This window comes from Roseobacter sp. S87, assembly GCF_055693285.1.
In genome coordinates this window covers 1,969,894-1,993,517 of sequence record NZ_JBVFTR010000004.1, presented here as the reverse complement: position 1 = coordinate 1,993,517, position 23,624 = coordinate 1,969,894, and the positions used below count along the sequence as shown (strand labels likewise).

The window sequence follows — 23,624 nt, the reverse complement described above, 5'->3', positions numbered from 1 at the left end:
TGGTTTGTTGTGATCCTGACAGAAAGTGACATTCGGGGGCAGTTCATGCGCACGCTAGGTGAAATTCTCGAAATCAGCGCCGGGCGCAAAGGCGGTGAAGCAGCCATTTTTGATGGTTTTGAGCCGTCGTTGTCCGTACAGGAGGTGGCGGCCATTCCGGATGACAGATGGCTGGCACAGATGACCCGGTCCATTTTTCAGGCCGGTTTCAACTGGAAAGTTGTCGATAACATGTGGCCGGGTTTCGAGGCTGCATTCCGCGGATTTGATCCCGGGCCCTGTGCTTTCATGGATGATGAATGGTTTGATGCGCTGGTCACGGACACATCAATCGTACGGCACGGCCCTAAAATTCGTGCGGTACAGGAAAATGCGGCGTTCATCCTTGATGTCCGGAAAGAGCATGGCAGTTTCGGCCGGATGATCGCGGACTGGCCCCGCGAGGATTACGCGGCACTGCTGCTGCGCCTCAAGGCGGACGGGTCACGTCTTGGTGGCACAACGGGCCAGTATTTTCTGCGTTTCATGGGGGTTGATGGCTATATTCTGTCACGCGATGTGGTGGGGCGGCTGATTGCCGAAGGGGTCATCGACAAAGTACCGGCATCGAAGAAGGCGATGATGACGGTTCAGGAAGCCTTCAACGAATGGTCGCGCGATTCCGGACGGTCCCTGAAAGAGATCAGCAGAATTCTGGCCACCAGCACGGGCTAGGCGCGCAGGCGCGCAGCACCAACTGTACTGAGCACCAGCATGACCGCAGCCGTGGCAAGGCACAGGGGCAGGCCACCAAGCTGATAGCTTGCGCCGGACAGAACGGTGCCCAAAAGGCGGCCCGTCGCGTTGGCCATATAGTAAAAACCCACGTCCATCGTGACCCTGTTTCCAGTACTGAAAGCGAGGATCAGATAGGAATGCAGTGCGGAATTGACCGCAAAGACAGCACCAAATAGCAGCAGGCCTGCGACCAGTGTGACCGTGAGCCAGGGCGCAGGTGACCCGGCCAGCCAGACCAGAAGCGCAAGCATTGCCGGAATCGCGATCAAAGCCGCGCTCCAGTTGCGCGCGGCGGTGATCAGCGCACTGGCCGGACGGGCCGCAGTCCGCAGCAGCCGTGGGGCTGAGGCCTGGACAGCACCGTAAAGGATAATCCAGAGCGCCATGAAGCTGCCGATCATGAAGAACGCGGCGCGGTTTCCGGCGTCTGTCCCGTCAGAAAGAACGGCGTAGAAATAGACCGGTATGCCCACCACAAACCACACATCGCGCGCGCCGAACAAAAACACGCGCGCGAAGCTGAGCCAGTTGATATTTGTATTATCCGAAAACACTTCGCGGAACTTCGCGTCCTTGCGTCCGGTGGGCAGACCGGGCGGCATGCCCGCCAGCACAGCGACCAGGACAACACCGAGCACAGCTGCCATCCCAAGAACGGCTGCCTGCAGACCGGCCAGACCCAGCAGGACGGCTCCAAGCAGAAAGCCGAAGCCCTTAACCGCGTTCTTGGACCCGGTCAGCAATGCAACCCATCGGAACAGGCCGCCATCACCATCCGGTGCCAGCAGCTTCACCGCCGACTTGGCGCTCATCTTGGAAAGATCCTTTGCCACGCCGGAGGCACCCTGAACTGCCATGACGAAAACGACAGAGGCCCCGATACTCCACACCGGATCAAGCGCAGTCAGTGCCAGCAGCGCGCCGATCTGAATGATCAGCCCGGCATAAAGCGTGCGCGTCAGACCAAACCTCGCGGCAATCCATCCGGCGCTGAGGTTGGTCACCACCCCGGCGATCTCATAAAGCACAAAGAGGTATGCCAGCTGGACCGGAGAAAAGCCCAGCGTGTGAAAGTGCAGAAGCACAAGCATGCGCAGCGCGCCATCGGTGAGCATGAACGCCCAATAGGCGGCGGTCACCGCGAAATAGGCGGTCAGACGGGTATCTTTGCGCGCAGGTGTTTTCATCAAAGGCTGGCGCTGACCATCCCCGCTACATCCACGAGCCGGTGCGCGTAGCCATATTCATTATCGTACCAGACATAAACTTTGAGCTGGGTGCCGTTCACAACCATTGTCGACGGCCCATCCACAATGCCGGACCTCGTATCATTGGTATAGTCTGCGCTGACCAGCGGCCGGTCCTCGTAACCCAGAATCCCTTTCAGCGGACCGTCGGCCGCCGCACGGAACAATGCGTTCACCTCATCGACTGTCGTCTCACGCTCCAGCTCGAACACGCAGTCGGTCAGCGATGCGTTCAGCAACGGAACCCGCACGGCATGACCATTCAGCCGGCCCTTCAGTTCCGGATAGATCAGGGTGATTGCGGTGGCACTGCCCGTTGTGGTGGGGATCAGGGAATTGAGCGCAGAGCGGGCGCGCCGCAGGTCTTTGGCCGGCCGGTCCACAATGGTCTGCGTGTTTGTGACGTCGTGGATTGTGGTGATTGATCCGTGTCTGATGCGCAGGTTTTCGTGGATGACCTTAACCACCGGGGCGATGCAATTCGTCGTGCAGCTGGCCGCGGTGATAATGCGGTGTGTATCAGGATCGTAGACGTCATGGTTGACGCCATAGACGATGTTTGCCGTTGGCCCATCTTTTACAGGTGCGGAAACCACAACCTTTTTGACGCCCGCGTCGAAATACGGGGCGAGGGCAGCTTCGGTTTTAAAGGCACCGGTGCAGTCGATCACCACGTCCACGCCACCGAGCGGCAGGTCTGAGAGCCTGCGGTTGCTGTATACAGGCAGGCGCTTTCCATCGATTGAAATCGCGTCCGGGGCGGAACTGAACCGCGCGGGCCAGCGTCCGTGGACCGTATCAAATTCCAGCAGATGTGCATGCATCTCCGGGTCGCCTTCGGCATCGTTGATCCAGGCGATGTCCATTCCGGCTTCGAGCATCGGACGCAGAGCCAGTTTGCCGATACGTCCAAGCCCGTTCAGAGCAAAAGTCGTCATATCCCGTTTCTTTCAGTTTATGCCCGCCGGGCTGTTCACGGACCGCCCGCATAGCGCGGGTTTATGTGAGATTTATGACAGTTGCACGCAGAGACAGAAAAACGCCGCCGGTTCCCCGGCGGCGCTGTCAATTCGGCTGGTCTGTCGCTCAGGCCGCGGCGGGCTCGGGCTCGCGCGCGGCGCGTCCGCGCTGCATCATCACGACCAGCAGCAGCAACACCAGACCCGGAATGAAGACCAGTTCCTTGGGCAGCTGATCTGCCGGGGCTTTGACGGCTGTGATGGTCACAAAGTCATCGCCGTAGAAGTCATAGCCCTGGAACACTTCTGCATAGGGTGTTCCAAAGAGCGGCTCTTCCAGCGTGACCGTGTCACCGTCCGGCACCGTCAGCAGACCAAGCGCATCCATCCGGCTGCCTTCGGCTTCATCGCCGACGGTCACCAGCAGGGTGGTTTCCAGCGGCTCGCCGGTGTCGAAGTCCGGACCGTTGACCACCACGCGGAACTCTTTCCCCGGTGCAGCGGCTTCAACCGTCTCGGCAAAGGCGGCCGGTGCGATATCCTCGAACGGAGGCTGCAGGCGGTCCATGAAGAAGTCCGGACGGAAGAGCATGAACGAAATGAAGATCAGCAGGATGCTTTCGTAGATGCGGCTTTTGGTCAGGAAATAGCCCATTGTACCCGCCGTGAAGACGAGGATCGCAATGCTGGATATCACAAAGACCAGGATGCCCTGCGCCCAGCCCACATCGATCAGCAACAGATCGGTGTTGAAGATGAAGACGAAGGGCAGGGCGATAGTCCGCAGGCTGTAGAAGAACGCGGTAAAGCCGGTTTTGATTGCATCACCACCGGAGACCGCCGCAGCCGCAAAGCTTGCCAGCCCCACAGGCGGTGTCACGTCCGCCATGATCCCGAAGTAGAACACAAAGAGGTGCACGGCGATCAGCGGCACGATCAGACCGGACTGTGCGCCGAGCTCCACGACAACGCCCGCCATCAGTGACGACACAACGATGTAGTTCGCCGTTGTTGGCAGGCCCATGCCGAGGATCAGCGACAAAAGCCCCACCATCATCAGCATCAGGATCAGATTGCCGCCCGACAGGAACTCGACGAGATCGGCCATAACCTGGCCAACGCCCGTCAGGGTCACTGTACCCACGATCACACCCGCAGTGGCGGTTGCAAGACCGATACCAATCATGTTGCGCGCACCGTCAATGAGGCCCTGCAGCAGATCGACTACGCCGTCTTTGAAACGCTCGACCAGAGCACCACCTTCGCCACGGAAAATGGCTTTCATCGGTTTCTGGGTCAGCAGGATGACGAAGAGCAACATGGTCGCCCAGAACGCCGACAGACCGGGTGATTTCTGTTCGATCATCAGGAAGTAGACCAGCACAATGATCGGGAGCAGGAAGTACAGACCGGATTTGTAGATTTCGCCAACAACAGGCAGCTCAACTTCTTCGGCATTGGGGTCATCGGGTTCCAGATCGGGCACCGATGCCGCCATCCAAAGAAGCAGCGCGTAGGTCACAAAGATCAGAACAGACAGGATAACGGCCGAGTTCGAGGTCGCGGCAACGATCCAGCCCACAGGGTACTGCACACCATAGCAGAGGCCTGCAAAGCCCACAAAGAACGCTGCCATACCGCCAATGGTCTTGCCCATCGACACGACGCGGTTGCCCAGTGTCGGCATGTTGTTCTTTACCGCTTCCAAGTGCACGATGTAGACCAGCGCGATGTAGGAAATTGTCGCGGGCAGGAAGGCGTGGGTGATCACTTCGACGTATGATATGCCCACATATTCCACCATCAGGAAGGCGGCAGCGCCCATAACCGGCGGCATGATCTGCCCGTTCACGGAGGAGGCCACCTCTACCGCGCCGCCCTTTTCGGAAGAGAAGCCCACGCGTTTCATCAGCGGAATTGTGAAGGTGCCAGTGGTGACAACGTTGGCAATCGATGAGCCGGAGATCAGGCCCGTGGCAGCGGAGCCCACAACGGCCGCTTTGGCCGGGCCACCCTTAAGGTGCCCGAGGGCACCAAAGGCCATTTTGATGAAATAGTTGCCGGCGCCCGCCTTATCGAGCAGCGCGCCAAAGAGCACGAAGAGGAACACGAACTTCGTCGAAACACCCAGTGCGATGCCAAACACACCCTCTGAGGTGATCCACATGTGGCTCATAGCTTTCTGCAGCGAGGCACCTTTCCAGCGGATTACATCAGGGACCCAGCTGGAGGAGCCAAAGAACACGTAAGCCAGGAAAATGGTGGCGATGATCGCCATCGCAGGCCCCAGCGCGCGGCGTGCCCCTTCGAACAGAATGATCAGACCCGCAAGCGCAAACCACTTGTCCACGTCATCCGCGAGGCCGCCGGAATTTACGATTTTGTCGTAGAAAATATACCCGTACATCGCAATGCCTGCACCGGCGATGGCAAGGCCCCAGTCCTGCAGCGGGATGTAGTGGCGCGGACTGGATTTGAACATCGGGTAGGCCATGAAGGCCAGAAAGATTGAGAACGCCAGGTGGATCTGACGGGAGTTGTTGATGACCGAACCAGGCAGAAGCTGGTTGGCAAGAGGGGATGCCAGGATCACCTGAAACAGCGACCAGATGATTGCGGTGATGGCGAGAAATGTGCCCACCGCCCCGACAGGGTTACGCCCGCCTGCGTCAGATGAAGCTACGAGGTCTGCCAGTTCTTCGTCGGATAGCGCGCGTCCGCCGCCGGTCTGATCGGCCATGGTTACTGTCTCCCTGGAATACCGCTGAAACGGCTTTTGCTTAAATTATTATGCCCGCCGGAGCGGGTTGAATAGAGGGCGGACCGCGCCGCCCTCTGCCGTCAGTAAGAAGCCGGGATCTTATTCAATCCAGCCTTTTTCTTTGTAGTACTTCGCAGCACCGGGGTGCAGCGGTGCGGACAGACCGGCTGTCGCCATTTCTTCGGCTTCGAGGTTCGCAAATGCCGGGTGCAGCTTTTTGAAATCGTCGAAGTTGTCAAAGACTGCGGAAACGACTGCATAGACCGCATCCTCGGAAACCGCCGAAGACGTCACAAACGTCGCGCCCACACCAAAGGTGCTCACGTCGCCGTCCGTACCGCGGTACATGCCGCCCGGGATTGTCGCGGACCGGTAGTAAGAGTTGTCGTTGATCAGCGACTCGATCTCGGCGCCGGACACTTCAACCAGCACGGAATCACATGCGGTGGTTGCTTCCTGGATCGAACCGGACGGGTGACCAACGGTGTAGATCATCGCGTCAATCTGGTTGTCGCAGAGCGCTGCAGACTGCTCAGCCGCTTTCAGTTCGGACGCCAGTGCCAGATCGCCGGTTGTCCAGCCCATCTTTTCCATCACAACTTCCATTGTGCCGCGCTGGCCGGAACCCGGGTTGCCGATGTTCACGCGCTTGCCTTTGAGGTCAGCGAAAGAGCTGATGCCTGCATCCGCACGCGCCACAACAGTGAAGGGCTCCGGGTGCACAGAGAACACAGCACGCAGGTCTTCGAATGCGCCCTGCTCCTCAAAGCGGGAGGTGCCGTTGAATGCGTGGTACTGCCAGTCGGACTGTGCCACACCGAACTCCAGCTCGCCTGCGCGGATGGTGTTGATGTTGTACACAGAACCACCTGTGGACTCGACCGAACAGCGGATGCCGTGTTCCTTGCGGCCTTTGTTGACCAGACGGCAGATCGCGCCACCGGTCGGATAGTATACGCCGGTCACACCACCGGTGCCGATTGTGATAAACTCTTCGGCCATTGCCGCCGGAGCCATCAGCATCGCCAGGCTGGCGCCGGCTGCTGTCAGTTTGAGTTTGTTAAACATTGATTTCTCCCATTTGTTTTTTGGTCGTCTTTTAACCGCCCGTCACACCGGACAGACGGCTGTTATTACTTTTCATCTCAGCAATCCGTGTCTGAAACGCTTTGCCTCCAGTACCGGGCAGCCTGCCAATCGGTGTCGTTGCAAAAAAGGCCCGCTGCGTCAGATGAAAAGAAATCCGGTGAATCGCCCCGAATGATGAACCGCGGCGTTGTGGGTTGCAAGGCAGGGTTTATCTGCACGGCTCCGGTTGCAACCGGAAGTCCGTTATCCGGCCTGTTTTTCAGGCTGAAGTGGCGCAACGACGGCGCGACATCCGGCAAAACAACCACGCGCTCCCCCCATCCCGTTTCTGCGTCCCCCCTGATACCGGTTAACATTTCAGAGCATTGTCACTCAGGGTGTCATATGCTTCACAGCAAACAGTTCAACTGGGGAGATTTCGAATGTCACATGTGTTTGGTCGGCACTCTAAGACCAGTCCTCGACGTGCGTCTATAGGCAAAGGTGCCTACATCTATGATGCTGATGGGAAAGAATATTTTGACGGATCGGGTGGTGCGGCGGTCTCCTGTCTCGGCCACAGTGATCCGGATGTGATCGCAGCGATTCAGGCGCAGGTTGGACAACTTGCCTATGCGCACACCAGTTTTTTCACGTCTGACCCTGCAGAAGAACTGGCAGACAGGCTGGTCCAGGCCGCGCCGGGCAGCCTGGAAAAGGTCTATTTTGTCTCAGGCGGCTCGGAAGCTGTCGAGGCTGCGCTCAAGCTCGCGAGGCAGTATTTTGTCGAAATCGGTGAGCCGCAACGGCATCGGTTTATCGCGCGCCGCCAGAGTTATCACGGCAATACACTGGGTGCTCTGGCCACGGGCGGTAACGAATGGCGCAAACAGGCCTTCGCCCCGATCATGGTTGAAACATCACTGATTTCTCCGTGCTATGCCTATCGCGGACAGCAGGACGGCGAGACCGCCTTTGACTACGGCCAGCGTGTCGCCAACGAACTGGAAGCCGAACTGGAGCGCGTTGGGCCCGAAACGGTCATAGCGTTCGTGGCCGAACCGGTCGTCGGCGCGACCCTCGGCGCAGTGGCATCGGTCGATGGCTATTTCCGGCGGATCCGCGAGATCTGTGACCGGTACGGTATTCTGCTGATACTGGATGAGGTGATGTGTGGCATGGGCCGTACTGGCAGTCTTTTCGCGCATTCACATGACGGGATCACAGCAGACATTGTCACGATCGCCAAAGGACTGGGTGCCGGGTACCAGCCGGTTGGTGCCATGATGTGCACCGCTGCGATCCATGATGCCATTGCCGCAGGCTCCGGTTTTTTCCAGCACGGACACACGTACATCGGCCATCCAACAGCCTGCGCGGCAGGCAATGCCGTCGTTTCCAAGCTGACCGGCGGTCTCGTGGAGAATTGTGCGGCCATGGGGGAAAAGCTGCAAAATGCGCTGCAGAGTGCGTTTGGTCAGCACCCGCACATAGGCGATATCCGCGGAAGGGGCCTGTTCATCGGACTGGAAATTGTTGAGGACAGGGCCAGCAAAAAGCCTTTCGATCCATCGGCCGCGACCCACAAAAAACTGAAAAGCACTGCCTTTGAAAACGGGCTGTTGTGCTATCCCATGGGAGGGACAGTGGACGGACGGCACGGCGATCACATCCTTCTTGCGCCGCCCTTCATCATCGAAGACGCACATGTGGACGAGATCGTCAGCAAACTGGAAAAAACATTTTCTGCAGTGTTTTAGGATGTTCTCCTAATCTGTCCGGAAGCCGATGCTGCGGATGAACCTGCCGAAGTCCCCGCGTTGAGCTTCTGCGTACATGCGGGCCTTGGCCAGTGACCAGGGTGTCTCTTCGCGGCCGGCCCGCCGTCGGTTGTCGTATTCCTCAATGTCTTCGCGGGATGTGTTCCGGTACTGATCCGAATGCACGGTGGCTTCCAGCGACAGGCGCGGGCTGATCCGGGCCGGATCAACCGGATACCCGACTGCCATGCCGGCGACAGGAAATACGTGATCCGGCAGATCAAAGAGATCCCGTACTGCATTCATATGATTGCGGATTGTGCTGATCGGGCAACAGCCCAGACCCGCAGCCTGCGCCGCAGTCATGAATGCGTTCAGGGCGATGCCTGCATCCAGAGATGCGTTGAAAAAGGCATCGAGGTGGTCGTTAGGGAAGCCTTCATGGTGCCAGGACTGGATCTGCCGTTGCCGCCGGTTGTCCGCGAGGAAAACGACAAAGCAGGGCACATCTGCGATCCACTCCTGAGCGGACAGCAGATTGCGCAACTGATCCGTCCTGGCGGGGTCCTCAACGATAAGAATATCACGCTGCTGCAGATCGCTTTTGGACGGCGCCGCCAGTGCGACAGCAGCGAGCGTTTGCAGTACGGTTGCCGACGGAACATCCGGGGTGAACCTGCGACACGCGGCCCGCCCCGCCATGGCATTCAAAAGCGGGTTGTTCTGCAGACCTTCAGGGACGTTCGGCGCGTTACCAAAGCGTTGTTTTAACAGATCGGACAGTTGCACCTCAGTCATCGAGAGGGCGCAATATACTGTAAGCCTTTCTTACGAAAACCATTAGAACATATTCCTTCTCGTTAGCTATTCTCGAAGTTATATCTTGCTCAAACCAAAATCCACAAGCCGGGAGCACCGTGTGGCGGGCGAAGCCGAAAAACTGGATGTGTCGGTCTGGCGTGGCGGAGAAGATGGCGCGTATCAGACATTTGAGGTCCCGGCTTATGAAAGCCAGACCATTCTGGACGTGGTGTCTTGGATCCAGCAATATGCCGATCCGACGCTCACCTACCGCTTTGCCTGCCGTGTGGGCATGTGCGGGTCATGCGCGATGATGGTGAACGGACGGCCGCGCTGGACCTGCCGCACCCATATCAAAACTGTGGTCAAAGACGGTGCGGTCCAGGTAGGCCCGTTGCGCAACCTGCCGGTCATCAAGGATCTGGCGGCGGACATGGACCCGTTTTTTGACAAGTGGGTGGCGGCCGGAGGTGTGCATACCCCCAGTGCAACCCGCCATGATGCGATCGAAGCAATTGATCCGGGCGACAGCACGCGCGTTGAGGCAAGCGCGGGCATTGAGTGTATCAACTGTTCGGTGTGCTACGCGGCCTGCGACACGGTTGCCGGCAACGCCGACTACCTTGGGCCCGCGGCGTTGCAGCGCGCATGGACGCTGTACAATGATGCAAAGCACGACGCCCGTTCAGAAATCCTGGATGCCGTGTCCGGGGCCGGGGGATGCCATAACTGCCACTCAATGGGCAGCTGCACTGTGTACTGCCCCAATGAACTGGACCCGATGTCGGCCATCGCCGGGCTGAAACGCGAAACCAGCCGCAACTTTTTCAGAAAGCGTCGGTAAACAATGCTGAACGTGCACCTCTACATGGTTCAACGGATCTCGGCGCTCATCATGGCGCCGCTGACGCTGGGCCATATTGCCGTGATGATCTATGCAGTGCAGGGCGGACTTTCTGCAGAAGAAATCCTCGGCCGCACGCAGGGATCAGCTTTCTGGTTTCTGTTTTACGGCAGTTTCGTCGTCGCCGTTTCTGTCCATGCGGCCATTGGTCTGCGCGTCATTGTGCATGAACACACCGGTCTCAAGGGTGCAGGCCTGAGCGCACTTACCTGGGGGACGGCTCTGGTGCTGTTCGCACTGGGCGCGCGTGCCGTCTGGGCCGTGACAGCCGGAGGCGGCGCATGAAGTATTCCCGCGCACATCCGCTCTGGCTGGCCTTTGTGCTGCACCGGGTTTCCGGACTGGCGCTGGCGCTTTTCCTGCCCTTACATTTCTGGGTGCTGTCCTATGCGCTCACCCAGCCGGAAAAGCTGAACCAGTTTCTGAGCTTTGCCGATCAGCCAATTGTTAAGGTTGCGGAATTCGGGCTTGTGTTCCTGCTGGCGGTTCACATGGCCGGCGGTCTGAGGCTCATGGCGATGGAGTGGCTGCCCTGGTCTGCACCGCAGAAAACCCTGGCTGCCGGCGCGGTCGGCTTCGCGTTTCTGCTGTCCGGTTCGTTCTTTTTGCAGGTGATCTCCGTATGAAAACTGAAATCGACCGCCATGACACAGACATCCTGATCCTTGGCACCGGCGGCGCGGGTCTCTTCGCAGCACTTCACGCCCAGCAGTCCGCGCCTCCGGGCACCAAAATTACGATCGCGGTAAAAGGCCTGATTGGTAAATGCGGATGCACGCGCATGGTCCAGGGGGGTACAATGTTGCGCTGGGCGGTGGGGACACCGTCGAGCGGCATTTCATGGACACCATTCATGGAGGCAAATGGCTGCCGGATCAGGACATGGCCTGGCGGCTCTGCGAACAGGCTGTGGTGCGGATCACCGAGCTGGAAAATGAGATCGGGTGCTTTTTCGACCGAAACGCCGACGGAACGCTGCACCAGAAGGCTTTTGCGGGACAGACCGCGGACCGAACCGTACACAAGGGTGATCTGACGGGTATCGAGATCATAAACCGGCTTATGGAACAGGTGCTCTCTCGACCGGTCGAGAAACTGCAGGAACACCGGGCGATTGGTCTCATTCCGACAAAGGACGGCAGTGCGCTGGCCGGAGTTCTGATGATCGACATGCGCACGGGGCGCTTCCGTTTTGTGCGGGCTAAAACTGTGCTGATGGCCACCGGCGGTGGCCCGACCATGTACCGTTACCACACCCCAAGTGGCGACAAGACGATGGACGGTCTCGCGATGGCACTGCGGGCAGGGCTGCCGCTGCGCGATATGGAAATGGTTCAGTTTCATCCGACCGGCCTGCTGGCGGGCAGTCACAGCCGGATGACGGGGACCGTGCTCGAAGAAGGGCTTCGGGGCGCCGGTGGGCAGCTTCTGAATGCTGCGGGTCACCGGTTCATGTACGACTACGACGGTCTGGGCGAGCGGGCGACACGCGATGTGGTCAGCCGCGGTATTTACGCAGAGATGCGCAAGAACAACGATCCTGAACAGGAAGGCATGTTCATTTCGATGGCACATCTGGGCCCGGAGAACGTGCGGCAGAAATTCAAAGGCATGGTCAAGCGTTGCGCGGACAGCGGGTTTGATCTGGCGGGGGGGCTCGTCGAGGTTGTGCCAACAGCGCACTATTTTATGGGCGGCGTGGTCGTGGATGTGGATACGCGCACCGCTCTGGAAGGTCTCTATGTTGCGGGGGAGGATGCAGGCGGCGCGCATGGATCAAACCGCCTTGGTGGCAACGGTGTCGCGAATTCCACGGTTTATGGCGGGATCGCAGGCGATGTCATGGGGCAGGACATCCGCAGGTTCACCAATCTGCGCGATCCGGATGAAACCGTGCTGGAGGCCGAAGTCACCCGCGCCCTGCGCCCGCTCCAGCGCAAAGCGGCGTTGGTACAGCCGCTGCGCAACCAGTTGCAGGAAGCAATGTGGGAAGACGTGGGCGTCATGCGCACAGCCGATGGCCTCACGCGCGGGCTTGGTCGTATCCGCGAGGTCAGCGCCGAGCTTTTGGAAACCGGTGTGTCGGGCGAGAATCTCGCGTTTAATCTGACATGGCATGACTGGCTCAACCTTGCGAGCCTGTGCGAGATTTCGGAGGTGATCGCCAAAGCGGCACTGGCGCGTGAAAACTCACGCGGCGCGCATTACCGCGAGGATTTCCCGGAAGAAGGCGCGATGATCGACAGCTATTTCACTGTGGCGCGTCGCAATGATGAGGATGTTGCGGTCACGCGTGAGGACGTCCGGTTCACAGTGGTGCGCCCGGGCGAGACCATTCTGCCTGACGGTGAGCCGGAATCGCTGGTGGCCGCGCAATGACCGAAGCTGCCCTTATCGTGCTGTCATGCCTTGCGAGCCTGGTGGTCGCATTTGTCACGGCGCGTATGACGGCACATAACGATCTGGCCCGTCTGCGCGAGGAGATGAAGCTGGACTACTCCGTTGAGTCCGCCATCCGCCATCTTCTGGAAAATGAGAACTATCAGAAACGCAGTCTGAAAAAGATCCGCCACCACCTGCGCGGCTTCAGCGATGACGACGCGCTGCGTCAGGCGCTCGTTCGGGCGGGTGCGGTTGCGTTTTCAGGTGACGGCGACAATGAGATGTGGGGCCTCGTCTCGCGCAACAGGGAGGACTTCCGATGATCCCGATCAACCTTATTGAGAGCACAGCAGAGACGCTGATGGACAAGGCAGCCATCGAGATTCCGCAGGATTACCTTGATGGGCTGAAGGCGGCATCGAAGACTGAGGATGGCGATCTTTCCTCGTTTGTTCTCAAGGCGATGCTGGACAATTACGAAGCGGCCAAAGAGGACCGTCGCGCCATGTGCGGCGATACCGGCGTGCCGCGCTGGTTCGTGAAAATGGGTAACGAGGCCCGCATCGAAGGCGGCCCCGTGGCACTTGAAGGAGCGCTGCGGCGTGCGACGGCCAATGCGACCACGGGCATCCCCCTGCGCCCGAACCGTGTACACCCGCTGTGGCGCACGGATCACAACAACAACGTCGGCATCGGCGCGCCCGAAATTGAATATGGGTTTGAACCGGACGGCGACTGGATCGACCTGATCACGGTACACAAGGGGGGCCTATTCGGCACCGATTACCGGATGCTTTTCCCCTCGGACGGCATCCAGGGGATCAAACGGTTTTACCTCGACAGCCTGATGGCATTCGGCAAAAGGGGCCTGGCTTGTCAGCCGGCGATCATCGGGATCGGTCTGGGCGGGTCAAAGGACACCTGCATGGTGCTGGGCAAACGTGCCGCAACCCTGCGCACCGTGGGCAGTCGGAACTCGGACCCGAAAATCGCTGCGATGGAAGATGAGTTCAGGGAGTTGGGCAATTCCATCGGTATGGGCGCGATGGGGTTTGTCGGCAAGAACATGGTGATCGACTGCAACATCGAGGTTGGTTACTGCCACACGGGCGGCATGCAGATGTCTGTGCATGCGTTCTGTCTGTCGTCGCGCCGTGCTGTTGCGCGCATCTGGCCGGATGGGCGTGTCGAACACCGTACGGACCCGGACTGGTTCACGGACTATCAGCGGCGTGAAAGCGTAGACTGGGAACCGGCGCTGGAGGCTGCGGAATGAGCCTGCGTGAAGTTGTTCTGAGCACCACCCCCACGGCAGAAGCCGTTGCCGACCTGAAGCTGGGCGATATCGTTTACCTTGACGGGCTGATCTATACCGCGCGCGAGGGCGTTTACATGCGCGCGCTTGAGGAAAACGCCAACATCCCGATGGAACTGCCCGCGCAGAGTGCCGCAAATTTCCATTGCTCGCCGGCGGCGGTGATCCGTGAGGACGGGTCCTTTGATCTCGGGGCCGTCACCGCGACCGCGAGCTTCCGGTTTGCCAAGTGGCTGCCGGAATGGATGGCCCGCACCGGCGCACGGCTCATCATTGGTAAAGGTGGCATGTCTTCAAAGGATTACCGGGAATACTTTGTGCCCAACGGCGCGGTGTACCTGTCGACGGTCGGCTATGGCACAGGGGCGCTTCTGGGGCGTGGTGTCGAAACCGTTGAGGCTGTTCACTGGCATGAGGAGCTGGGAATTGCCCAGGCCATGTGGGTGATCCGGGCGCGCCGTATGGGACCCTTTATCGTCGCATCAGATATGAACGGCGATTGTCTCTTCGAGCGTGAAAATGCGCGGATCGAAGAGAACATTGACCGGATTTACGAAGGCACCAAACCCGCGGTGATGCGGCGCTATGGGGAGACCGACGACCGGTCAGATGAAATCATTGGTTAAAGTCCGTGCTGCTCCAGCGCGGCGCGTGTTGCGGGTCTGGCCCGCATGGCTTCCGCATGGGCATGGATTTTCGGAAATTCGCCTGAGCTGATGTCGTTGGCTGCCATCCAGCGATGCGCCAGAAAGAAATAGGGATCGCACATCGAGTATTGTGCGCCGAGGACCCAGGGCCCCTGTAACAGATGATCCTCAATCAGGCGCGCGCATTCGGCCATATTCGCCGGGACTTTGTCTTTCATCGCCGTGATGGCGTCCGGGCTGTCCGCATAGCGGGCACCACGCAGTTTATGCGCAAAAGCCGGGTGCATGGTCGAGGCAAGATAGAGGTTCGCGGACTGCGCTGTGGCGAACCCAAAGGGGTCTTTCGGGGCCAGTTCCTTTTCGGGATGTGCCTGAGCAAGATAAGCGAGTATGGCGGGGTTTTCTGTAAGCACGCCGTGTGGCGTCGCAAGCGCAGGCACGCGGCCGCGTGGATTGATCGACAGATAGGTGTCGCTCTGGTGCTCGCCGTCGGGCACCGATAGAACCTGTGTCTGATACCGCGCACCGATCTCTTCGAGAAGGATATGCGCGGCCAGCGCCGATGAACCTTTTGCCAAATAAAGCGTGTACACGTGTGCCTCCTGTCATTCTGCAGCAAGGATGGCGCGCGGTCAGGAAAGTTCAAGCGCCAGGGTCTGGAATGGTGTGATTGCTTCGGGCAGATCCACGATACCCAGCCCCGCCGAGGTGTTGAGACGCCACTGGCCGTCCCGGAGCGGCATATCATCGAGGAAAGCATCCCGCAGAGGGTTCGGGTTTGCGTCGACTTCCAGCACACCCGGTCCGCCAGCGGCTGCCAGCAGATGTGCCGATGCGACCAGGCCAACACCGCCGCCCAGGAAATGCGGGCAATAGGTCACGGCAGCTTTGTGCGCGTCCTGAGCGACCCGCAGGCACCCGGTCACGCCCCCCATTTGGCCACGTCCGGCTGAAGGAAAGACAGGTGACCCTGTGCGAGCACCGCCTGAAATTCGGTAAGTCCCGCGATGTTTTCCCCGGCGGCCAGGGGCATGGTGCCGGTGTTGGCAAGCGCCATCCATTCTGATGCAGGTCGGTCTGCGGGCAGCGGCTCTTCGAGCCAGGTGAGGCCGAGGTCAGCGCCAGCGGTCATAAAGGTCAGCGCCTGCATCACATCCCAGGCCTGGTTTGCATCCGCGCAAAGTGTCTCACCGGTCAGAAGCTCAGATTTCAGCTGCGACAGCAGTTCCAGATCCCTTTCCAGGTTGAAACCAACCTTGACCTTGAACCGGGAAATGCCCTGTTGCCTGGCCTCGGGGATCATCCCGCCCGCGCGGTCAATGGCAATACCACTGGCGTAAACGGGCACCTTGGTGCCAGCTACGGCGCTGATTGACTGTGCCAGCGGGACACCCTTGTGCTGCGCGCGGATATCATGTGCTGCTGTATCCAGCCCGGCGATGACCTGCGCGAAAGGGCCCGGCTCCCCGCATTGCAGCGCACGGATGTGTGTGGCCAGGGTCAGGTGCTGCCAGAGATCTTCGGGGTCATCAAAGACCTGATCTAGGACCAGGGGGCCGATGTCGCGGATGAGCAGATGCGCGCGGTGTTCAGCACCTGCCGCGGGCCAGTTGGCGAAGATCTCGCCCCATCCGGACACGCCGTGACTGTCTGTCAGCCGCACAAATACGGCCGGGCGGTCGCGCATGATCCCGAAGGAGGTTGCCACCGGCGCGGGCGTTGGTGCCCGGTACACGAAAACTTCGATGCGGTCGATTTTCATAGCGCTTCCCGGATCAGCATGGCGGTTCCTGACACGAGGCAGAGCCCGATCAGCAGCCTCGTGAATACCACGTCTGGCAGGCGTCTGAACACCATCAGGCCCAGTCTGGCGAAAAGCAGGGCCACGGGCAGTGCAAGGGCGAAAAAGACCAGCGTCTGCGCCGTAAACGCGCCGGAAAAAACCAGCAACACCAGCGTCGCTGACAGAATGATCACGTTGAAGGGTTGCAGCACGGCACGCAGCTCGTTCTTTGGCCAGCCCCGAAGTGAACACCACATGGTGGGCAGCGCGCCGGAAAGGGCTGCAGCACCGCCCAGAATACCACCCGAAAAGCCGACGGCCATATCCGGCAGTCCGGTACCCGGTGTGAAGGCAGGCAACTGGCGGCGCAGTGTGAAATAGCCGCCGTAGCAGATCAGGAACAACGCAATTGTGAGCTTCAGCACGTCCGCATCAAGCACCTGCAACAGCGAAACGCCAAGCGGCACGCCCAAAAGTCCGGGCACTGCAAAACGCGCCAGTCGTGAAGGATTCTGCGCGATTTCCCGCCGGACGACCCATGCCCCCTGCAGCCCGTTGACCGCCGCCAGACCGACGCTGAGCGCAACGGCCTGCACCGGTGGCATGACTGTGAGGAAAAACCCCATCGCAAAAAGAGCGGTGCCGAAGGCCGCAAGGCCATTGACGAAACCGGCAGCCGCAGCACCGAGGCAGATAAAAAGCGCTTCTGTCCCTGTCATATGCCGTCCGGGGCCGGCGCGTTTTCCCGGACTGCGCGCAGACACAGATCATGCAGTTCCGTCACGATGCGGGTCCGCGGGTTGTCCCGCCTGTGGGCCAGTCCCAGCAGCCGGACAGGCGCATCCGGTCCAAGCGACAGGCGTTTGAGCGGCAGAGGTTCGCGCATCTGTACACAGCGGCGCGGCACAATCGCCACGCCGAGATTGGCATGCACCATGCTCGAGATGGCCTCCAGGTCCTCAAGCTCCATGGTTTCATTCACCCGCAGGCCTTTTTTCTGCAGCCAGGCTTCGATCATATGACCGACGACCGCGTCACGGTTGAAACGGATAAACGGCATTGATGCCAGCAGCTCGAACGGATCGTCGCTTTTGGTATCGCGCGACGCCAGCAACTGAACCGGCTCTTCGGCGATATCATGAAAGGCAAGCCCTGGGGGCAGGGTGCCTGGCCGGGTGATCAGCGCCGCATCCAGCGCACCCCGTTCCAGCTGCGAGACCATCCCGGTCGTCAGCCCGGGAAACAGGCGCACATGCACTTCCGGATGCCGCTCCACCAGCATGGAGATCACGGAGGGCACCAGCGTTGTCAGTGTGGTCGGCAGTGCGCCCAGTGCAATCTCGCCGCTGACACCGGTTTCGCCCAACACGGAGGGCAGGATCTGGTCATAGGCCCGGACAACTTCGCGTGCGCGGGCAACCAGAGCCCGTCCCAGGGGCGTCAGTTCAGGTGTCCGGCGGCTCCGGTCGAAAAGCTGGACACCCCACGACTCTTCCAGCGCCCGCATCTGCTGGCTGACCGCGGCGTGTGTGACAAAGACCGCATCAGCCGCGGCACTGAAGGTTTTGTGCTCATCAATGGCGATCAGCGTCCGCAGGGTTCGGATGGACATGGATGATTGCCTTTTTGTTAGCGCAGCTAACGATCTGTGTAATTTTATATTGCTTCGTCAAAGCTTGTCTTAACGATACCGTTTGTCAAGGGCGATGGGGACGCTTGATGCTTCACGTCTCAACAGGGATCCAATTGGGAGGAAACGATGAAATTCAGGACACTTGGCGCCATCTGCGCCCTCGGGCTTGGCCTTGCGACCACAGCGGCGGCCGAATACCCCGAACGGCCGATCAATATGGTCATTCCTTATGGTGCCGGTGGGGCAACCGATATTTCAGCCCGGACCATCGCTGAACCGCTTGGAAATGCGGTTGGCAGCCCGCTGGTCATGGCCAATGTGACAGGCGCCGGCGGTGCGACAGGCTCCGTTGCGGTGCAGAACGCCAAAGCGGACGGCTACACGATGCTTTTTGCCCGTGTCGGATCGCATTCGGTGAACCCGGCGATGAAGGCGACGCTGCCCTACACGCTTGATGATTTCCGTTTCGTGACCGTTTACGAGATCAACCCTGTGGCCTGTGCTGTGAGCCCGTCTTCGGGCATCACATCCATGGACGATCTGATTGCAAAGGTCGCTGAAGGCGGCGTGACATATTCTTCTTCCGGCGTCGGATCTCTGCTGCATATCGCGGCCGTGATGGTGCTGTCTGAGTTCGGCGTTGAAGAGCCACTGACGCAGACCACGCACATTCCGCAGAAAGGCGGCGGGGCTGCGGCCACGGCCGTTCTGAACGGCACGGCAACGTTCCTGTGCACCAACTCTTCGGCGCTTGCGAGCTTTGTGGCAAACAAACAGCTTGTGCCGCTGATGGTGACAACGCCGGACCCCGTTCCCGGTTTTGATGCCCCGACAGCTGCCGATCTAGGTAAACCCGCGCTGCACCAGCTCGTTGGCTGGACAGGTATCGCAGGCCCCGATGATCTGCCGGATGATGTCGCAGACAAGTGGGGCGCATGGATGGCTGAGGCCACGGCTGATGGAGAATTCCCGGAAAAGATGACGGCCCGCGGTTCGGTGATCGAGCTGATGGATCCGGTCAAGGCCAATGAGTTCATCGAAGGCCAGTACAACACGTTCCGCAAACTTGTGGACGAACTGGGTATGCGGATCGAAGGCTGAGGCCTCTGATCACAGTACTATCGAGCGACGCCGGGCTTCTTGTGGCCCGGCGTTTCCAACTCTAACGTCCGGGCAGGGGGCGCGGCACATGACAGAAAGACAGGTCCAGATTTCATTGGGGAGCGGCGCGATCATTGCGTCACTTTTTCTGCTGCTCTGGGCCATTCCGCAGTGGGTGTCCTCGCCCAGCAACGTGCAGCGCCTGATCCTCTCCCCTCTGTTCTGGCCCTACGCTCTTGCTGGCTTTACCGGACTGGCAGGCCTTGGTCTGCTGATCGGCGGTTTGCGGGCAGCAGACGACGGCGTGCCGGTAAATACGCCATCTGATGATCCGGCTGCGGCCTGGATGCGGCTTGCCGGTATGGCGGTGATTATGGGGCTGACGATGTTTCTGATGCCGCGCCTCGGCATGGTACTGACCTCCATGCTCGTGTTTGTGGCCTCCGCGTTCCTTGTACGCACACGCCATCCGGTCACGGCGGTGGTCTGCGCCATCATCATTCCCCTGATCCTGTACGCATTCTTTGCCCATGTCGCCGGTGTGGCGATCCCGCAGGGCAATTTTCTGAGGTTGCCATGAGTTTTCTGGACAGTATTGCAGCGGGTCTCAGTGTCGTCGGGAACATCGAAGCCTTTCTGGCGCTGTTCGTTGGTGTGGCCATTGGCGTGGTCGGTGGCGCAATCCCGGGCATGTCGGCCACGATGGCTGTGGCGCTGACGCTGCCTTTTACCTTTGCCATGCAGCCCATAACCGGCATCCTTCTGCTGCTGGGGGTCTACAAAGGGGGTATTTTCGGCGGCTCGATTCCTGCGATCCTGATCAAAACGCCGGGCACGCCGGCATCATCGGCCACGATCCTGGACGGTTATCCGATGGCGGAAAAGGGTGAGGCGGGGCGCGCGCTGGGCATGGCGCTCTGGGCGTCCTGCACGGCTGACGTCATCTCGAACCTTGCACTGATCCTGTTTGCCGGATGGCTCGCCTCTTTCGCGCTGAGCTTCGGGCCGCCGGAATTCTTCACACTTATCCTGTTCTCTCTGACGATCATCGCGGGCGTCTCCGGCAAAAGCCTGTTGCGGGGTGCGCTTTCTGCCCTTCTGGGGCTGTTGCTGGCCACAGTGGGGCTTGATCTCGTCTACGGAACGAACCGGTTCACGTTTGGCGATCCTAATATGATGGGCGGTCTGAATTTCATTGCGGTGCTGATCGGGCTCTTTGCTATTCCCGAAATCCTGGCGATGGTCTGGAACCCGACAGCTCATGTCGGCACAGCCCGCAGCCTGGGCAAGAACTGGGTCACGTTCGCCGATTACCGGCGCAGCTTCAAATCCATCGTACGGGGCAGTTTTATCGGTGTTTTCCTGGGGTCTATCCCCGGGATCGGTGCGGCGCCTTCGGCGTTCCTGAGCTATTCGGAAGCGCGCCGCACCTCAAAAAACCAGGCAAATTTCGGAAAGGGCGAAGTTGAGGGTGTCGCCGCCTCTGAGGCGGGCAACAACGGCGTTGCAGGTGCGACGCTGATCCCGCTTCTGGCGCTGGGGGTGCCGGGCGATGTGATCACCGCGATCATCATCGGTGCCTTCATGATCCATGGCCTTCAGCCTGGCCCTATGATGTTTATCCTGAACGTAGACATCATCTATGGCCTGTTCATTGGTCTGATTGTGAGTTCCGTCTTCCTGTTTTTTGTGGGGTCGGTCGCGATCCGCGGGTTCAAATACGTGGCGGATGTTCCGAAACGTATCCTGATCCCGGGCGTTCTGGTGCTCTGCATCTACGGTGTTTTCGCGGTGAACAACAACATCTTCGATGTGGGCGTTATGTTCGTCATGGGGTGGGTCGGGTTTCTGATGGTACGGTTTCAGATTCCGGCGGCACCGTTCCTGATTGCCTTCATTCTGGGGCCTCTGCTTGAGGATAACTTCCGCCAGTCCATGCTGATGTCCGGCAGCGACCCGGCAATCCTGTTCCGCGGTCCGATCACCTGGTTTTTCTGGGGCCTGACGGTCCTGACGGTGATTGCAATTGTCCGTGCAGGGGTGCGCGCCGTGCGGGGGGCGTCGCTGACCGGGCAGTGAAACGAAGCCGTACCACAAGGGACAAAGAAACGGCAGCGCCCCGCCAAAGGACGGGAAACATTGGACATTGCGAAAAATGTGATTTTCTTTTCCCGGCAAAGTAGCGCACTTTCTGTCACAGAAACCAATACGCAACACCGGGGAGACCGATGAACGAAGCCGAAGCGATTTTGATGGGCCTGCGCGTCTGGGCCATGATCGGAGCGGCGGTGGCTGCTGTATTTCTGACCATCGGCATGGACCGCATCGATGAGGATGCGCAGGGGGCCTATATCTTCCGGCCGCTGCTGATCCCCGGTGTTCTTGTCATCTGGCCACTCGTGCTGTGGCGGTGGTATGTTTACGAAAGCGGCCGCGAGGTCTGGGGCAGGCGGTATGACCCACCCCGCAGGGCGCATTTTGCGGTGGGTATGATCCTGCCCGCAGGTATTGCGCTGATCATCCTGGTGGGTCTGTCACTGCGCCAGACGTGGCCTGCGGATATTGCACCGGTTCAGTTGTCTGCATCCGATGAGGTCAGCCAGTGAGCGTCAAATACACACCCGTTCAGTGGAACAATAACAAATACATCTACGATGCTGTGATGCTCGTGGGAGTTGCTCTGTTTCTCTACGTGTTTCTTTATGCGGCTCCGGGCATTCTGAGCCATGAACGTCCGATCAATCCACAGGTTCACAACGCACGTGCCTTTGGTGCCTGTGCCTTTGTGATGCTGACCGTGATCCTGTGTATCGGGCCGCTTGCGCGGCTTGATAAACGGTTTCTGCCGCTGCTTTACAACCGCCGGCATTTCGGCGTGATGACTGTCTTCGTGGCACTCACACATGCCTCTTATATCCTGAACTGGTACTTTGCTTTTTCGAGCTCGGACAAGTTCGAAGCACTGTTGTTTGCGAATACGTCCTACAGCCAGCTGGCCGGTTTTCCGTTCGAGGCCTTCGGGATTTTTGCGTTGCTCGTGCTGGTGATCCTTGCGGCTACCAGTCATGATTTCTGGATGAAGTTCCTGACGCCGCCTGTCTGGAAACGGATCCACTATCTCATCTATCCCGCCTATCTGTCTGTCGTCGCACATGTGTCTCTCGGGATCCTGCAGGATCAGCAGAACCACGCCTTGACGGTGATTTTCATCGGTGGTGCGGTGCTGGTCGGCGTGCTGCATCTTATGGCCGCACTGCAGGAACGGCGCGCAGATGCGGCCACGGTTGCCACCGCGGCGGACTGGATCGACATCTGCGATGTTTCCGAGATGTCGGACGGGTTTGCAAAGATCCGGTTGCTGCCCGAAGGGGACCGTGTTGCCGTCTACCTGAACAGTGGCACGCTGAGCGCGATTTCAAACGCCTGTGCGCACCAGAACGGGCCGCTGGGTGAAGGCCGCATTATCGACTGTCTGGTGACCTGTCCCTGGCATGGGTTTCAGTATGACGTGACCTCGGGGCGGTCGCCGGCACCGTTCACGGAAAAAGTGCCCACCTATAACCTGCGGCTTGACGGCACACGCGTCCAGGTCGATCCGGCAGCAAACCCACCGGGCACATACGTCGAGCCGGTTCCGGTACCTGGCATGAGCACTCAGGATCTCCCGGCATGAGCGACAAAAACAGCCCCTTCTTCGTTGGATACCTTTCAGCGCCGCGCGGCCTGCGGATGTTTTTGCTGGTGATCTGTGTGGTATTCGTTTCCGGACTGGGCGGTCTTGGTCTGGCGCTGGGTGTGGCCCAGGATGATCCGGGCGATGGTGCGTTCCGGTTCGACTATGGCCGGCAAACTGTAAAAGGCGTTCTGGAAATGACGCCTTATCCGGTGGTGCGCGTCACAGAAGGCAGTGAGCGGGTTGCCGTTGGTCAAACGCTGATGCTGTCGGGACAGGGCAAGAACAGTGTGATATCACGCACTGCGCCGCTTGACGGTCAGCTGGTTCAGGTATCGGGCGTTATTCTGGACCGAGGTGATCTGGAGATGATGCAGTTGCGCGGTGGCCGCAACGGTGTGGCTGGCGTCGAAGGCGAGGCACCCGAAATGGCGACCGAGCAGCTGGGCCGCTGGCGACTTGCCGGCGAAATCTGCGACGGTAAATGCCTTGCAGGCGCGATGCGTCCGGGGCGGGGGCTTGCCCATAAAGCCTGCGCAAATCTCTGTCTGCTGGGCGACATTCCACCAGTGTTTGTGACCACACAGCCGGTCGAGGGGCACGAGTATCTGCTGATCACCGGCCCGGATGGCACAGCGCTGCCCGAGAGCGCCTATCACCACGTCGCACAGTTCATTTCGCTTGAGGGTGAGGTGGAGCGACGGGGAGATCTGCTGGTGCTGCGCATGGACCCGGAAACGGTGGAGGTCGTGAGATGATCCGACGGTTTCTGATCCTGCTGTTCATGTTCTTTGTCACTGCCGTTCTGGTGTA

Annotated in this window: 22 protein-coding genes and 2 pseudogenes; 15 read left to right on the top strand and 9 right to left on the bottom strand. The window is 59.5% G+C overall.

What is annotated here, in order from left to right; genetic code table 11:
- The first annotated feature begins 45 nt into the window (after nucleotides 1-45).
- Nucleotides 46-714, top strand: coding sequence for a DNA-3-methyladenine glycosylase I (locus ACZ1HA_RS10820; protein ID WP_472713862.1), 669 nt, complete (start codon nucleotides 46-48; stop codon nucleotides 712-714).
- Here the strand turns inward: ACZ1HA_RS10820 and arsJ are convergent.
- The 4 genes from arsJ to ACZ1HA_RS10800 form a co-directional block, all read right to left on the bottom strand.
- Nucleotides 711-1,964, bottom strand: coding sequence for an organoarsenical effux MFS transporter ArsJ (gene arsJ / locus ACZ1HA_RS10815; RefSeq protein ID WP_472713861.1), 1,254 nt, complete (start codon nucleotides 1,962-1,964; stop codon nucleotides 711-713). The genes ACZ1HA_RS10820 and arsJ overlap by 4 nt on opposite strands.
- Nucleotides 1,964-2,962 (bottom strand): ArsJ-associated glyceraldehyde-3-phosphate dehydrogenase, encoded by a 999-nt coding sequence (locus tag ACZ1HA_RS10810; RefSeq protein WP_375230525.1) that lies wholly within the window; start codon nucleotides 2,960-2,962, stop codon nucleotides 1,964-1,966. Before ACZ1HA_RS10810 ends, arsJ begins: the two co-directional genes overlap by 1 nt.
- A gap of 148 nt (nucleotides 2,963-3,110) precedes the next feature.
- On the bottom strand, nucleotides 3,111-5,723 hold the full coding sequence (locus tag ACZ1HA_RS10805) for a TRAP transporter permease (protein ID WP_375230526.1): 2,613 nt from the start codon (nucleotides 5,721-5,723) through the stop codon (nucleotides 3,111-3,113).
- A 120-nt stretch (nucleotides 5,724-5,843) separates the two neighbouring features.
- Entirely contained in the window at nucleotides 5,844-6,812 is a 969-nt protein-coding gene (locus ACZ1HA_RS10800) for a TAXI family TRAP transporter solute-binding subunit (RefSeq protein WP_472713860.1), read from the bottom strand.
- A gap of 443 nt (nucleotides 6,813-7,255) precedes the next feature.
- Between ACZ1HA_RS10800 and ACZ1HA_RS10795 the strand changes: the two genes are divergently transcribed.
- Nucleotides 7,256-8,572 carry an aspartate aminotransferase family protein gene (locus tag ACZ1HA_RS10795; protein WP_472713859.1) on the top strand — a complete coding sequence of 439 codons (1,317 nt, stop codon included), beginning with the start codon at nucleotides 7,256-7,258 and terminating at the stop codon, nucleotides 8,570-8,572.
- 9 nt (nucleotides 8,573-8,581) lie between these two features.
- Here the strand turns inward: ACZ1HA_RS10795 and ACZ1HA_RS10790 are convergent, their stop codons facing one another.
- A complete protein-coding gene (locus tag ACZ1HA_RS10790) occupies nucleotides 8,582-9,370 on the bottom strand; it encodes a nitroreductase family protein (RefSeq protein WP_472713858.1) in 789 nt (262 codons plus the stop codon).
- Between the two features lie 121 nt (nucleotides 9,371-9,491).
- Here ACZ1HA_RS10790 and ACZ1HA_RS10785 point away from each other — a divergent pair, with 121 nt between their 5' ends.
- The 7 genes and pseudogenes from ACZ1HA_RS10785 (at nucleotide 9,492) to ACZ1HA_RS10755 (ending at nucleotide 14,600) form a co-directional block, all read left to right on the top strand.
- Nucleotides 9,492-10,217 carry a succinate dehydrogenase/fumarate reductase iron-sulfur subunit gene (locus ACZ1HA_RS10785; protein ID WP_375230530.1) on the top strand — a complete coding sequence of 242 codons (726 nt, stop codon included), beginning with the start codon at nucleotides 9,492-9,494 and terminating at the stop codon, nucleotides 10,215-10,217.
- A gap of 3 nt (nucleotides 10,218-10,220) precedes the next feature.
- Nucleotides 10,221-10,562 (top strand): succinate dehydrogenase, encoded by a 342-nt coding sequence (locus ACZ1HA_RS10780; protein WP_472713857.1) that lies wholly within the window; start codon nucleotides 10,221-10,223, stop codon nucleotides 10,560-10,562.
- Nucleotides 10,559-10,903, top strand: a complete 345-nt coding sequence (gene sdhC, locus ACZ1HA_RS10775; RefSeq protein WP_472713856.1) for a succinate dehydrogenase, cytochrome b556 subunit — start codon at nucleotides 10,559-10,561, stop codon at nucleotides 10,901-10,903. The genes ACZ1HA_RS10780 and sdhC overlap by 4 nt, the downstream gene beginning before the upstream one ends.
- A pseudogene (locus ACZ1HA_RS10770) lies at nucleotides 10,900-12,656 on the top strand (L-aspartate oxidase). Before sdhC ends, ACZ1HA_RS10770 begins: the two are co-directional and overlap by 4 nt.
- Nucleotides 12,653-12,982, top strand: coding sequence for a hypothetical protein (locus ACZ1HA_RS10765; protein WP_472713855.1), 330 nt, complete (start codon nucleotides 12,653-12,655; stop codon nucleotides 12,980-12,982). The pseudogene ACZ1HA_RS10770 and the gene ACZ1HA_RS10765 overlap by 4 nt, the downstream one beginning before the upstream one ends.
- The gene (locus ACZ1HA_RS10760) at nucleotides 12,979-13,935 is read left to right on the top strand and encodes a fumarate hydratase (protein WP_472713854.1); all 957 of its coding nucleotides are present in this window, start codon (nucleotides 12,979-12,981) and stop codon (nucleotides 13,933-13,935) included. The genes ACZ1HA_RS10765 and ACZ1HA_RS10760 overlap by 4 nt, the downstream gene beginning before the upstream one ends.
- Nucleotides 13,932-14,600, top strand: a complete 669-nt coding sequence (locus ACZ1HA_RS10755) for a fumarate hydratase C-terminal domain-containing protein (protein WP_472713853.1) — start codon at nucleotides 13,932-13,934, stop codon at nucleotides 14,598-14,600. The genes ACZ1HA_RS10760 and ACZ1HA_RS10755 overlap by 4 nt, the downstream gene beginning before the upstream one ends.
- Here the strand turns inward: ACZ1HA_RS10755 and ACZ1HA_RS10750 are convergent.
- The 4 genes and pseudogenes from ACZ1HA_RS10750 to ACZ1HA_RS10735 all read right to left on the bottom strand — a co-directional run bounded on the left by ACZ1HA_RS10750 (nucleotide 14,597) and on the right by ACZ1HA_RS10735 (nucleotide 18,016).
- Nucleotides 14,597-15,214, bottom strand: a complete 618-nt coding sequence (locus ACZ1HA_RS10750) for a glutathione S-transferase family protein (RefSeq protein ID WP_472713852.1) — start codon at nucleotides 15,212-15,214, stop codon at nucleotides 14,597-14,599. The genes ACZ1HA_RS10755 and ACZ1HA_RS10750 overlap by 4 nt on opposite strands.
- Before the next feature lie 39 nt (nucleotides 15,215-15,253).
- Nucleotides 15,254-16,308: pseudogene (locus ACZ1HA_RS10745) on the bottom strand (mandelate racemase/muconate lactonizing enzyme family protein).
- 71 nt (nucleotides 16,309-16,379) lie between these two features.
- Nucleotides 16,380-17,123 (bottom strand): sulfite exporter TauE/SafE family protein, encoded by a 744-nt coding sequence (locus tag ACZ1HA_RS10740; RefSeq protein WP_472713851.1) that lies wholly within the window; start codon nucleotides 17,121-17,123, stop codon nucleotides 16,380-16,382.
- Nucleotides 17,120-18,016: a LysR family transcriptional regulator gene (locus tag ACZ1HA_RS10735; RefSeq protein ID WP_436399055.1), complete on the bottom strand. Its 897-nt coding sequence runs from the start codon at nucleotides 18,014-18,016 to the stop codon at nucleotides 17,120-17,122. The genes ACZ1HA_RS10740 and ACZ1HA_RS10735 overlap by 4 nt, the downstream gene beginning before the upstream one ends.
- A 147-nt stretch (nucleotides 18,017-18,163) precedes the next feature.
- On the opposite strand from ACZ1HA_RS10735, the gene ACZ1HA_RS10730 reads away from it, so the two are divergent.
- From ACZ1HA_RS10730 to ACZ1HA_RS10705, 6 genes are all read left to right on the top strand, one after another.
- Nucleotides 18,164-19,138, top strand: coding sequence for a Bug family tripartite tricarboxylate transporter substrate binding protein (locus ACZ1HA_RS10730; RefSeq protein WP_472713850.1), 975 nt, complete (start codon nucleotides 18,164-18,166; stop codon nucleotides 19,136-19,138).
- 88 nt (nucleotides 19,139-19,226) lie between these two features.
- Complete coding sequence (locus tag ACZ1HA_RS10725) at nucleotides 19,227-19,718, top strand: tripartite tricarboxylate transporter TctB family protein (protein WP_375230541.1); 492 nt, start codon at nucleotides 19,227-19,229, stop codon at nucleotides 19,716-19,718.
- The gene (locus tag ACZ1HA_RS10720) at nucleotides 19,715-21,217 is read left to right on the top strand and encodes a tripartite tricarboxylate transporter permease (protein WP_436399058.1); all 1,503 of its coding nucleotides are present in this window, start codon (nucleotides 19,715-19,717) and stop codon (nucleotides 21,215-21,217) included. Before ACZ1HA_RS10725 ends, ACZ1HA_RS10720 begins: the two co-directional genes overlap by 4 nt.
- Before the next feature lie 149 nt (nucleotides 21,218-21,366).
- A complete protein-coding gene (locus ACZ1HA_RS10715; protein ID WP_472713849.1) occupies nucleotides 21,367-21,744 on the top strand; it encodes a hypothetical protein in 378 nt (125 codons plus the stop codon).
- Nucleotides 21,741-22,811 (top strand): Rieske 2Fe-2S domain-containing protein, encoded by a 1,071-nt coding sequence (locus tag ACZ1HA_RS10710; RefSeq protein ID WP_472713848.1) that lies wholly within the window; start codon nucleotides 21,741-21,743, stop codon nucleotides 22,809-22,811. Before ACZ1HA_RS10715 ends, ACZ1HA_RS10710 begins: the two co-directional genes overlap by 4 nt.
- Nucleotides 22,808-23,569, top strand: a complete 762-nt coding sequence (locus tag ACZ1HA_RS10705; protein ID WP_472713847.1) for a hypothetical protein — start codon at nucleotides 22,808-22,810, stop codon at nucleotides 23,567-23,569. The genes ACZ1HA_RS10710 and ACZ1HA_RS10705 overlap by 4 nt, the downstream gene beginning before the upstream one ends.
- Nucleotides 23,570-23,624: the final 55 nt, after the last annotated feature.